Source organism: Pseudoalteromonas sp. SCSIO 43201 (assembly GCF_023716725.1).
GTDB lineage: Bacteria > Pseudomonadota > Gammaproteobacteria > Enterobacterales > Alteromonadaceae > Pseudoalteromonas > Pseudoalteromonas peptidolytica.
On sequence record NZ_CP072683.1, the window covers coordinates 2,597,615 to 2,609,669 of the forward strand.

The 12,055-nt window shown below is 41.4% G+C and carries 13 protein-coding genes; 6 read left to right on the top strand and 7 right to left on the bottom strand.

Annotation, left to right across the window (positions count from 1 at the left end; all coding sequences use genetic code 11):
* Positions 1–8: 8 nt before the first annotated feature.
* Complete coding sequence (gene aroC, locus J8Z24_RS11135; protein ID WP_147391148.1) at positions 9–1,106, bottom strand: chorismate synthase; 1,098 nt, start codon at positions 1,104–1,106, stop codon at positions 9–11.
* 47 nt (positions 1,107–1,153) lie between these two features.
* Positions 1,154–2,089 (bottom strand): 50S ribosomal protein L3 N(5)-glutamine methyltransferase, encoded by a 936-nt coding sequence (gene prmB / locus J8Z24_RS11140; RefSeq protein WP_147391151.1) that lies wholly within the window; start codon positions 2,087–2,089, stop codon positions 1,154–1,156.
* A 95-nt stretch (positions 2,090–2,184) separates the two neighbouring features.
* On the opposite strand from prmB, the gene smrB reads away from it, so the two are divergent.
* Positions 2,185–2,736, top strand: a complete 552-nt coding sequence (gene smrB / locus J8Z24_RS11145; protein WP_125253524.1) for an endonuclease SmrB — start codon at positions 2,185–2,187, stop codon at positions 2,734–2,736.
* Positions 2,737–2,951: 215 nt separating this feature from the next.
* The gene (locus tag J8Z24_RS11150) at positions 2,952–3,194 is read left to right on the top strand and encodes a hypothetical protein (RefSeq protein ID WP_147391149.1); all 243 of its coding nucleotides are present in this window, start codon (positions 2,952–2,954) and stop codon (positions 3,192–3,194) included.
* A gap of 256 nt (positions 3,195–3,450) precedes the next feature.
* Here the strand turns inward: J8Z24_RS11150 and J8Z24_RS11155 are convergent, their stop codons facing one another.
* From J8Z24_RS11155 to J8Z24_RS11165, 3 genes are all read right to left on the bottom strand, one after another.
* Complete coding sequence (locus J8Z24_RS11155; RefSeq protein WP_099641288.1) at positions 3,451–4,056, bottom strand: peroxiredoxin C; 606 nt, start codon at positions 4,054–4,056, stop codon at positions 3,451–3,453.
* A 321-nt stretch (positions 4,057–4,377) separates the two neighbouring features.
* Positions 4,378–5,091, bottom strand: coding sequence for a fatty acid metabolism transcriptional regulator FadR (fadR, locus tag J8Z24_RS11160; RefSeq protein WP_125253522.1), 714 nt, complete (start codon positions 5,089–5,091; stop codon positions 4,378–4,380).
* Between the two features lie 260 nt (positions 5,092–5,351).
* A complete protein-coding gene (locus J8Z24_RS11165) occupies positions 5,352–7,124 on the bottom strand; it encodes a winged helix-turn-helix domain-containing protein (protein ID WP_252094687.1) in 1,773 nt (590 codons plus the stop codon).
* A 145-nt stretch (positions 7,125–7,269) separates the two neighbouring features.
* On the opposite strand from J8Z24_RS11165, the gene J8Z24_RS11170 reads away from it, so the two are divergent.
* The 3 genes from J8Z24_RS11170 to J8Z24_RS11180 all read left to right on the top strand — a co-directional run bounded on the left by J8Z24_RS11170 (position 7,270) and on the right by J8Z24_RS11180 (position 9,766).
* On the top strand, positions 7,270–8,766 hold the full coding sequence (locus J8Z24_RS11170; RefSeq protein ID WP_252094688.1) for an amidohydrolase family protein: 1,497 nt from the start codon (positions 7,270–7,272) through the stop codon (positions 8,764–8,766).
* Positions 8,767–8,935: 169 nt separating this feature from the next.
* Complete coding sequence (gene dsbB / locus J8Z24_RS11175) at positions 8,936–9,445, top strand: disulfide bond formation protein DsbB (protein ID WP_128731984.1); 510 nt, start codon at positions 8,936–8,938, stop codon at positions 9,443–9,445.
* Between the two features lie 12 nt (positions 9,446–9,457).
* Positions 9,458–9,766: a DUF6170 family protein gene (locus J8Z24_RS11180; RefSeq protein ID WP_125253518.1), complete on the top strand. Its 309-nt coding sequence runs from the start codon at positions 9,458–9,460 to the stop codon at positions 9,764–9,766.
* Positions 9,767–9,819: 53 nt separating this feature from the next.
* On the opposite strand, the gene J8Z24_RS11185 is transcribed toward J8Z24_RS11180, so the two are convergent.
* On the bottom strand, positions 9,820–10,122 hold the full coding sequence (locus J8Z24_RS11185) for a ComEA family DNA-binding protein (protein ID WP_128731985.1): 303 nt from the start codon (positions 10,120–10,122) through the stop codon (positions 9,820–9,822).
* A 272-nt stretch (positions 10,123–10,394) separates the two neighbouring features.
* Between J8Z24_RS11185 and J8Z24_RS11190 the strand changes: the two genes are divergently transcribed.
* On the top strand, positions 10,395–10,703 hold the full coding sequence (locus tag J8Z24_RS11190; protein WP_125253516.1) for a YebG family protein: 309 nt from the start codon (positions 10,395–10,397) through the stop codon (positions 10,701–10,703).
* A gap of 129 nt (positions 10,704–10,832) precedes the next feature.
* On the opposite strand, the gene J8Z24_RS11195 is transcribed toward J8Z24_RS11190, so the two are convergent.
* On the bottom strand, positions 10,833–12,023 hold the full coding sequence (locus J8Z24_RS11195) for an amino acid aminotransferase (protein WP_252094689.1): 1,191 nt from the start codon (positions 12,021–12,023) through the stop codon (positions 10,833–10,835).
* Between the last annotated feature and the right edge of the window lie 32 nt (positions 12,024–12,055).

Genomic DNA, 12,055 nt, shown 5'->3' on the forward strand with positions numbered 1-12,055 from the left:
GAATAAAATCAGAGATGGCTTGAAATGGGCTTGTGCGGCAAATTGACGTCTTGGTTTTGACCGCGGTGACGTAATAGATGATCCATAAGTGTTATGGCTAACATCGCTTCCGCTATAGGGATGGCACGAATGCCCACACATGGATCGTGGCGGCCTTTGGTAACTACCTCTTGCGGTTGATTTTGGGTATCAATGCTCTGCCCTGGGACTGAGATACTTGAGGTAGGTTTTAGCGCAATTGACGCGATAATGTCCTGCCCTGTTGAAATACCTGCTAATACGCCACCTGCATGGTTTGAGGTGAAGCCCTGCGGCGTCAGCTCATCTCTATGCTCAGAACCTTTTTGTTCAACCACATCAAAGCCGTCACCAATTTCTACACCTTTTACCGCATTAATGCTCATTAGGGAGTGCGCAATTTCGGCATCCAGACGGTCAAAAACAGGCTCACCTAGACCTACAGGTACGTTTTTCGCCACAACTTTAACTTTCGCGCCAACTGAATCACCTTCTTTTTTCAGCGTACGCATATATTCATCTAACGCTTCAAGCTTAGACTCATCAGGAAAGAAAAAGGGGTTGTTTTCCACAACTGACCAATCATACGTTTGAGCTTTAATAGGGCCTAATTGGGAAAGACAAGCATTGATCTCAATGCCATGAGCTTGTTTTAGATATTTTTTCGCTATCGCACCAGCCGCAACTCGGATCGCTGTTTCACGGGCAGAAGAACGTCCACCACCACGGTAATCTCTGTGGCCATATTTGTGCCAATAGGTGTAGTCGCCATGACCCGGACGAAATAAATCTTTGATGTTAGAATAATCTTTGGAACGTTGATCGGTATTTTCAATTAACAGTCCAATACTAGTTCCGGTCGTCTTACCTTCGAATACACCCGAAAGGATTTTTATCTCATCACCTTCGCGTCGCTGTGTTGTGTATCGGCTTTGACCCGGTTTACGTCTATCCAAATCAATTTGTAAGTCAGCTTCAGTTATCTCAAGCCCAGGTGGTACACCATCCACCACGCCACCAAGCGCAGCGCCATGGCTTTCACCAAAGGTCGACACCTTAAATAATTGGCCAATGCTATTGCCTGCCATCGTTTTTCCTCATTCCAAAATAGACGATAGAGAGCATTGGCTCCCTATCAGTTTTTAAAGTATTCCAACAATTGCTGTTTGGATACCACAAAGACCCCCAGACCACCGTGGTCAAACTCTAACCAAGTGAAAGGTGCTTCAGGGAATTGCTGTTCCATATGTACCATAGAATTGCCGACTTCGACAAATAACAAACCGTCATCATTTAGATGATCCGCAGCTTCTGCTAACAAAGTACGAGTTACGTCAAGGCCATCCTCTCCTGACGCCAAACCAAGCTCTGGCTCATGATGAAACTCTTCAGGCAAGTCAGACATGTCTTCAGCATCAACGTAAGGTGGGTTTGCTACGATTAAGTCATATTTTTGGCCCGGTACACCACTGAATACATCAGACTGGATGGCAAACACTCTGTCGTGCATCATATGCTGATTGATATTGTGATCAGCCACTTCTAAAGCTTCAAAAGAAATGTCTACTGCATCTACTTGTGCACGCTCAAATGCTTTGGCAAGTGCAATTGCAATACAACCAGAGCCCGTACACATATCTAAAATACGGTTTATTTTGTTAGGCGATGCCACCCAAGGAGAAAAATGTTTTGCAATTAATTCTGCAAATGGAGAGCGTGGTACTAATACGCGCTCATCAACATAAAACGGCATACCAGCAAACCAAGCTTGATTGGTCAAATAAGCCACGGGAATACGCTGTTCAATACGTGCTTTAATGTAGCCTATCAAGTGAGATTTTTCACTTTGCGTCACACGGGCGTGCATAATTTCTTTAGGTGCATCAATAGGCATATGGAGCACAGGCAGCACCAAACTTACCGCTTCATCCCACGGGTTATCTGTTCCGTGACCAAAAAAGACCTCATTGCTGACAAACTGAGTTGCAGTCCATCGTACCCAGTCTTGGATGGTATGGAGGTCTTGAAACGCTTCATTTGCCATTTCGTCGGTGATTAGTGGTTGTGACATTTCCGTCATGAAGATTCTCTAAGATCAAACTATATGGCGACATTGTAGCGGTTTTTAAGCTAGGTTTTTATGCTTTTTTTATTTAAAATGTCACCATGAACAAAGAATCTAACACTAATGCTGACCTAAATGATGATTTCGCGATGTTTCGCGAGTCCTTGAATGGTGTAAAACCTCTTAAGCAAGATCAGGTGCAGCTCAAACAAACGAAAAAAATTCAGAGTGTAGAGCTGAAACAACAAGTGAAGCAGCAACAGTCAGAGTTTTACTTTTCGGACGAGTATATTCCTGACATCGATACTTCGGGAACTATTAATTATGTTAAGGCTGGCGCTGACCGCTATCTCGCTAAACAGCTTAGGCGTGGTGATTATGCACCAGAGCTGATATTAGATTTACACGGTTTGAACAAAGAGACCGTCAAACAAGAGCTTGCTGCGTTAATTCATGCTTGTAAAAAACAGCATATTGCTTGTGCCTGCATTGTTCACGGCATTGGCGAGCGAATACTCAAACATAAAGTGCCGCAATACCTTGTACAACACCCTGATGTCTTAGCGATACACCAAGCACCGTTAGAGTACGGTGGTAAAGGTGCTGTATTGATCCTTGTCGACCTACCAGACGATCCAAGTTTTGGCCGTTAATTCGGCCTCATTACGAGCTCAACCTCCTCTTTATATATTTGACTAAAACTTCGTTATTTTTGTTATGTCACCTTCGTCAAATTCACCAACGTCTTACGTTAACTTCTTCATAGAAAACTAAATTGACTTAAAAATCAAAGCTTTAAAAAATAAATTCACGTTGGCACAACCTTTGTAACAGTTATTGCGACTAACAAATTACAAGGAAACTTATTATGACTACTTTAGCGAAACTAACCATGACTACGTTACTACTAACAGCTAGCATGACAACTACTGCTACAGAAATAGACGACTCCATCCTACAGGATGTGAAAAGCAAAATATCACAAGCGATCAGTGAATCAATAAAGGCCAACATCGAAGAGCTGAGAATCGAAACCAAACAATCATTGCAAGCAGCATTTCAAGCTGAAAATACTAACAAGAAAGACGAAAAGGAAAAGCGTAATGATTAATGAACTTACATTTTTGAGTTTACTAGCAACTCCAGTGATAAGCTTATTTGCAGCGTACCTAAGCATTCAACTAATAAAGTCGCTCAGTCAGTACATTAATTTTAACTAGCATGGCACTTGCTAAAGAGGCAGGGCTGCCGAATAGTCAACGTATTACCCTGAGAAAGCCGCCGAGAAATCGAAAGCAATTAAAAAAACCCGCTAACTAGCGGGTTTCTTTTTAATATCTTATAGATATTACGTAGCAGACACTAAATTATAGTGCGCCTTCGTTCTCAGATAGGAACTTCGCAACACCTTCAGGGCTTGCGTCCATACCTGCTTTACCTTCAGTCCAACCAGCTGGACATACTTCACCGTGCTCTTCGTGGAATGCAAGTGCATCAACCATGCGCAGCATTTCGTCGATGTTACGGCCAAGTGGTAGATCGTTCACTACTTGGTGACGTACGTTACCTTCAGCGTCAATTAGGAAAGAACCACGGAAAGCAACACCAGCCTCTGGGTGCTCAACGTCGTATGCTTGACAGATTTCGTGTTTAACGTCAGCAACTAGATCGTATTTAACTGGACCAATACCACCTTCGTTTACTGGAGTGTTACGCCATGCGTTGTGTGAGAATTGAGAGTCGATAGAAACACCGATAACTTCAACACCACGCTTTTGGAACTCTTCGTAACGCTTGTCAAATGCGATTAGCTCTGAAGGACAAACAAAAGTGAAGTCTAGTGGGTAAAAGAAAACAACCGCTTTTTTACCTTTAATACGCTCGTGCAGGTTGTAGCTATCTACGATCTCACCGTTACCTAGTACTGCTGCTGCTGTAAAGTCTGGTGCCTTGCGGCCTACTAATACACCCATTTTTATCTCCAATAGTTAGGTTTATTTCCAATCTTGTTTTGTCTCTCTATCGAGTTCAAAACATCTGGTACTTAATATTGTGGCATGCTTATAAAAAAACAACCTTTGCATTTAGCGTTCACTAAAGTGCCTTGTGCTTTTTTACTACCAAAAACTTTGACTAGTGTATTGGCGTAGGAACAGAAATAACAATCGAATTAACCGATAGCATCAATCTATAAATTCGATTGCCGGAAAAAGTAGCAAATATCTTGCAAACCAACACCTGAGATCAAAAAAGGCTTCACTATGAAGCCTTTAATGTATAATTCTGTGACTAATTTAGTCCATGATATTTTCAGGCATATCACCACGGATCTGCTGCCAAATTTCGCCAGACTGATGACCATATTTACGCATCAGAGAGATTGCACCATCATGTTCTTGGTTTTCTGCCAACGTGGTAAGGTCTGCGTAAAACTGTCTAGCGAGATCTCGCGTTCTTGAATCAGAGAAATAATGACAACCAATCTTAGAATACAACCCTTTGAATCCATTTAAGATAAGTACATAAATTTTGTTCTGACCTGCGCCTGCCAGTTCATGGTGCACCTGATAGTCATAATCGGCAAATGCTTCGGCGGTGTCCGCTAATTCTGCATGTTTGGATAAGATATCAATAACACGTTGAGGGTTAAACTTGATAGCAGCACGAGTATAGATGGCGCTGATATTGGTTCTAGCAGACAACAACTGATCGGTTAGTTCAGGCATTTTATCTTCATCAAGACGCGCTAGTGTCTCGAGAATATTTAGCCCTGACGTTTCCCAAAAATTATTGACTCGAGTTGGCTTACCATGCTGGATAGTCAACCAACCATCGCGTGCCAGCCTTTGCAATACTTCGCGTAGTGTTGTTCTAGTTACACCAATGAGTTCAGAAAGCTCACGCTCAGCAGGTAGGATTGATCCCGGAGGAAATTCGCCGTTCCAAATTGACTCAACAATATATTCTTCAGCAAATCCAGCTGGGCTCTTGGCTTTGAAAATTCTCATCTCACACCACTTTATTATTACATCAATGCCTATATTGGCAGGTTGTGCTCGTTAATCCACTGATTGTACCAGATGAAGCTCAACTAACAAGCAACAAATCACCCAAGCCAGAAATTGATGCTACATAGCAAAGATAATCTCCGGAAGTAGCAGCACAAGGCTCGCTGTATTTATTGCCTTTTTTGAGATATAGGTAACACGTCTCGTACCTCAACGGATAGCCACGATTTAAGTTCATCCATAACTTTGCTCGAGGTAGGTTATTCTACCCGCTCCTCCAGCTGGGCTTGTATACGCTTGAGACGTCGTTGCCATTGACGTTTAAACTCATGATCAGTAAAGCGAGAAAAATAGAGCTCAATTGCAAAGAAGCTATCGTTATAATCTGGAAGCCAACCATCATTGAGTAAATCAGTGAGTGCTTGTTTAGCACGGAGCTCTTCGTTATTAATAGTAAACCACAGCGCTAGCAAGGAGGTGTCAAGCACCTTATCTTGGGCGAGGTGATTCGAAATTAATGTGTTTACTCTCTCATACTTATTTTGTTGTTCCGTGAGCTTTAGCATTAAGGCATAGATGAGGTACTGCCCAGTATGCTCTGAAATAGGTGCCAGCAAAGAGCTAACTTCATTAAAATGACGCTCAAAAAGCTCCTTTGCTAATTCAGATTTGCGGTTCGCAATTAGTGCCATCACATAGGGCATGACATAGTGCTTGGCGTTTGAGCCTAGCGCATAACGTTGCTTTAAAAGCGTTTCGGCTTTTTCTGCATTACCTTGTTGCCAAGCCACCCCCGCTTCAACATATAGTCTGAAGGATGCTGAAGTGGCCGTGAACTGTGTGGCTTGCTGATACAACGTATTAGCCTCTTGTGTACGTCCTAAGCTGAGCAACATCAATATATGGCTTAGCTGTTGTGCTGGGTAGAGCTTATTGTGATCAACATGATTTTCACGATACCACTGTAGGTACTGGAGCGCCCGCTTTTGACTCAAAGGATAGAAGTCTAACTGGTAAAGTGGGTTATTCTTGGTGTGGGGTGCGATGGCAACACTGCGTTCAAAATATTTCCTCGCTAAGCTCATGTCTCTAAAGTTTAGATGGGCGTAGGCTAAACCGCGAACGATAACGGCATCATTTGGCGCTAATCGATACGCTTTTTGGTGTGCTACTACGGCACCTTCTATGTCATTGCTCTTGCGAAGAAATCGTCCATACCAATGCCATAACCTCGGATTGTCTATTGATATTTCAAAACCACGAATAAAATATTTCTGTGCTTGTATATCGTTATTTTCTATTACAGCGAATCGAGCCAAGGAGGTGATAACTTCAATATTTTTCTCTTCCAATCCGCGTGCTTTTTCCAGTAAAGGACGGCATAGCGCCAATAACTCATATTCTGATATTTCACCAAATAAGCTAAGCCCCATATAGGCATTACATAACCCACTTAGCGCGTCTATATTTTCTCCTTGCTTAGACAGCACCTGTTGATAAAGGCTTTTTGCTTGCTCTAATTCTGCAATATTAGTGCTTTTAGATAAGTGCTTTGCAAGCGTAACCTCATCAAAGTAAGGGTCATCCTCTGCGCTATTGCGAGTACTTTCGTTAAAGATAGATGTCAAAATCGCAAGCAGTAGCGCTAATGTAAAGCCGACACTTGCAAACCAGATCCAACGACTGCTTTTTACCGAAGTGTTTATACTATTTTGAGTGACGAGTACATTCGGAGCTATCCTATAACCATGACCTGATATTCTCTCTATATACTCTTTATGTTGTGGGTCTGAGTTTAAGATCTTTCTTAACTGTGCTACGGCTTGGTAAACTGAGCTGTCAGACACTACTTTTGGTTTCCATACCAATTCAATGATCTCGTCAATGCTAAGCGGCTGTGCATCCGCCTCGATCAAAACAAGTAACAGCTGCATCATTTTTGGCGTTACTGTGTACTCTTGCCCGTTGGGATACTCAATAATTTGATTCAACTTAGGCATAACTAACCAATTACCTAGTAACAAATCTTTCAACTCAAAAACACCTTATATTATTGATTATTATAGTTTTAATTAAATTTAGAAAAATTTAAGAGTTTATTTATATGAAAATTAGTTCAACAACTGTAAACCAATTTATGCTCGGTAACTCCTATTACAACACAAACAAATTTTTATTATGAAAAAACAAATATTATTTGCCGCGACATACTGCATGCTATTTTCTAATGCGTTATTTGCAGCTGTCGACCTTAGAATTGACAATGCTATCATTTTAAACCCTGTTGATAAGCACCAAGTGAATATCATTTCAAATCATTGGATAGCGATACAAAATGGCAAAATCATTAAGGTATCCAATGCACGTAAAAAACCGCGTGCAAAAACTGTCGTTGATGCGAAAGATAAATACCTTATTCCGGGGCTCACCGACAGCCACGTACACCTTAAAACTATGCCTGGGTTACTCGCTTCAGATCCAAACGCCAAACAGATGCAAAAGGCGTTTTTGCAAAGGCAAGGAAGAAACTATCTATATTATGGCGTGACGCAAGTAATCGATCCGTCAAATACAGCAAGTGGCATCGCTGATTTTATGGCTAATGTGCCTGCACCGAATGCTTTTTTTTGCGGTGCAATGCCAGTTTATCAAGGTTATAACGCCGAAGGCTTAAGCTACGCTAAGCTACATCATCATAAACCTTATTTTATTGCACAGCATAATGACCCAACACATGAACTCACGCCATCACAGGTACATTCACATCAAGGTAGTCAACCGCTTGAGCGCATGAGGTCAGATGGCGCAAGTTGTGCCAAACTTTACTTTGAAGATGGCTTTGGAGAAAACAGTAATATACCGCTTATCTATCAAGGTGATGCAAGGCGCTTGACCGAGTCTGCCAAGGCAATAGGATTACCTTCCATGGCTCATGCCAATGCCGTTGATATGCAGCAACTTGCCGTAGATGCCAATGTTGACATAATGGCTCATGGTCTTTGGAACTGGTTAACGCCTAATATCAACCAAGCTACAAACGTTCTGCCACCAACAGTAAAAGCGGTACTTGATAGCATCATTGAAAAAGACATTGCATATCAGCCGACGTTGACTGTAATGGACTCATTGGCAAAAGTAACTGACAGCACATTCTCTTTCACTGAAGAATATCAAACTGTGCTCCCTTCACCTGTGATTGCTTGGTATCAAAGTGAACCTGGTCGTTGGTTTTTTAAAGAAATGAACCAAGGTTGGGGCAGCATGAGTAATCAGAAAAAAGTCGCTAAGCTGAAACGCATTTTTTCCCAAGGGCAGTTAGCACTTAACTACTTATATAAAAATGATGCCACATTGCTACTTGGTTCGGATACACCGCCAGCACCAACCTATACATCACAACCTGGATTATCTACATATAAAGAATTGACTATGATGCACCAAGCTGGCGTAGGCTTGGCTAGCTTGCTCAGTGCAGCGACCATAAACAATGCCAAAGCCTTCTCTTTAGATGATAGATATGGCAGTGTAGCTGTAAATAAAATTGCCAACTTACTACTTTTAAACAGCGACCCTTTAAAGTCAGTAAGCGCTTACAACGATATTGATTCTGTAATTGTAAATGGCACCATGATTAAGCGCGCTACACTACATATCAATGCCTTAGGAGCGCGGTGAAACAGATACTAGTGCTGCTGAGCGCTTAGTTGACCTTTGGCAAGCTCTTTTCAACCCGATATATTGAGAATTGAGCGCAAAAACGCTCAAAGGTAGCGCCCACTCACGATGGAAGGTTGCTCTGATAGGGCCTGATAAAGCATAATAAAACAAAAAGAGGTTCTTCATAATGAGCATTGCATCTTTTCACCTTTCAAAGCAGTCTTGGGGATTGCTTGCGCTCTCAGCAGCTATTTTTGAGGCTGTGGCGCTTTACTTCCAATATGGTATGGGGTTAGAGCCTTGTATCATGTGTATTTATCAACGTTTTGCGATGCTCGGGTTACTCGCTGCTGGTTTAATCGGTATGATAGCACCGCGTAATTTTGCCGTGCGAAGCCTAGCATTTACTTCGTGGGGAGTCGGAAGCATTTGGGGGTTCTTGATTGCACGCGAACATATAGAGATGCAAACAACCACAGACCCATTTGCCTTCACCTGTGACTTTATACCTAATTTCCCATCTTTTATGCCCCTTCACGAATGGCTGCCAAGCTTCTTTGCTGCAACAGGTGATTGCGGTAATATAGATTGGTCTTTTGCAGGACTGTCTATGCCTGGTTGGATGGAAATCATTTTCGCATTTTACAGCGCGGTGTTTATCTTGTTTTTATTCTTCCATTTCACAAAAAGAAGTTGAGATAGCAAATTCATGTATTTTAGGTTAAGCCAAATAGCACAACTTGATGAATTTAAGCTCCGTGAAAAACAGATGATTTTACGTATCGCGTTGAGTCATCTTGATGCCAAAACTAAGGTGCTATTACGGATCGCTAAATTAATACTATTAACTCCATTTTTTGCATCGTTAGTAGTATTTGAAGGGTGGCTCCTATTGCCTGTCTTATTCGTTGCAGGATTGATCTACCCATTACTTACTACACCGCTAGAAATTTATTTTGGACAACCCAAACTGACACAAGCAATAACAGAGTTTACTTCAGCACAAAAAGTAGACTAAACAGTTAAATTAGTATGCGGACAACTAAAATTAGCCCGCATACTCCTGTTCTATCAAACTTTTATCTTGCCCTCCAGTTTGGCCAGTATTCTATTCCCGATACCTTTTACCTCAAGCAGCTCTTGTATGGATTTAAAGCGGCCGAGCTTTTCGCGATATTCAATAATAGCTTCAGCTTTATGTATACCAATCCCTGGTAAAGTTGACAGTGCATCCGCATCAGCTGTGTTAATGTCTAATACACTGTGGTTTTGTGATTGCACTGTGATGACTTGCTCTGGAGGTTTAGCAACGGTCACAGAGTGACCAAGGCCTAGCGCAAGTAAAATGGATAGTGTGATGGTTTTTATCAACATAAATAACACTCCTTGTGTGAAAAGATCCAATCCCTCATTTATCACCTGCATTCTCACTGATGATTAATAAGGCCATATAACTAAAGTCAGTGTTTTATGATTTGTCAAAGCCACTCATTGTTCAATAAATAAAAATTATTGATAACCTCCTGTTTTAATTTAAGTTATTAAAACAAACTAAACTCATCCGAACTTGAAAAATTTTCAAAATAACTTGCGTATTATGGAGTTTAGGATTACTGTATATAAAAACAGTGACAAGGGGAATAACCATGGCAGTTATCATCAAATATGTTGTTGAAAGAAATGGAGTCGAGCGTATGACTTTCACATCTAAAAAAGAGGCTGATGCTTACGATAAAATGTTAGATGTCGCAGAGGCACTAGAAGATATGCTGACTAAGGTAGACGTACCACTAAGTGAACAACAAGTCGAATCCCTAGCACTTGAAATTGCAAAACAAAAAGATGACTTTGTTTCCGTATTAAAAGGTGGCAAGGTATCAACAAAAGCCAGTGCAAAAAGTAAAGTTGAGACTGAAAATCCCTCAGATAAAGTAACTAAAATTAAACAAGCTTAAAAGGATAACATTTAGTCTCCGGTAGCATCTATTCCATGTAAAATTTGCGTAAAGTAAATTCGATTCATGCAATTCTACACACAAAAAAACCGCAGCAAATTGCGGTTTTTTTATCACGCGTAATAAAGCTTATTTAATTACACTTGCTACAGCATCTGCAAAATAATCGATATTATCTTTGCTTACACCAGCGACGTTAACACGGCTAGAACCTACAATATATATAGCATACTCATTACGAAGCCTGTCGATTTGCTCTTTGTTTATTCCTAGGAATGAGAACATACCATGCTGGCGATCAATAAATGAGAAGTCTTGGTCAACGCCTTTTGCCGCTAAGCTTTCCTTTATCAATGTACGCAAGCCATTGATGCGACCACGCATCTCATCCAACTCATCATGCCACATCTGCGTCAGCTCAGTACTACTTAAAATTGTATTTACAATATCTGCACCATGCGCTGGTGGCATTGAATAGATACTACGTACCACGCTTAGCATTACCGAATTCGACACATCAGCGACATTGCTGTCTTTGGCAACAATAGAGCACGCACCAACTCGCTCACGATACAGACCAAAGTTTTTCGAGCATGAAGAACAGATAATCATTTCATCGACCTGATCAGCAACCGCTCTTAACCCTTGTGCATCGGCCTCCAAACTAGTGCCAAAGCCCTGATAAGCAATATCAATAAGAGGCGTAAAGCCCTGCTCTTTTGCAAGCTCTGCCACGGTTTGCCACTGCTGTTGATTCAGGTCCATACCGCTTGGGTTATGACAACAAGCATGAAGAAGCACTACATCACCTTTGGGCACTTGTTTTAGCGCATTGATCATTTCGTCAAATAGTAACCCTTTATTTTCATAGTCATAATAAGGGTACTCTTTTACCGTCAAGCCAGCGGCTTCAAATAAGCTAATGTGATTTGCCCAAGTCGGGGTAGTCACCCACACAGTTGCATTAGTATTGCAACGTTTAATAAACTCAGCTGCGACACGTAAAGCACCAGTGCCACCAGGTGCCTGTGCTGTACGTACACGGTTTGCCAACAGCGCGCTATGCTCCCCAAGTAATAAAGACTCTATTTTCTGACAAAAGTCTAAATTACCAGCTAAACCAATGTAGCTTTTCGTTGTTTCGTTTTCTAGACGAAACGCTTCCGCCTTTTTAACCGCTCTGAGAACAGGTGTATTTCCCTGTTCATCTTTATAAACGCCGACACCAAGATCTATTTTTTGTGGGTTTTTATCCTGCTTATAAGCGGCCATCAGGCCTAAAATAGGATCTGTTGGGAGTGGTTTTAGCTCTGAGAACATAGCTTATCTCTTTTATTTTAATTAATTCCAAT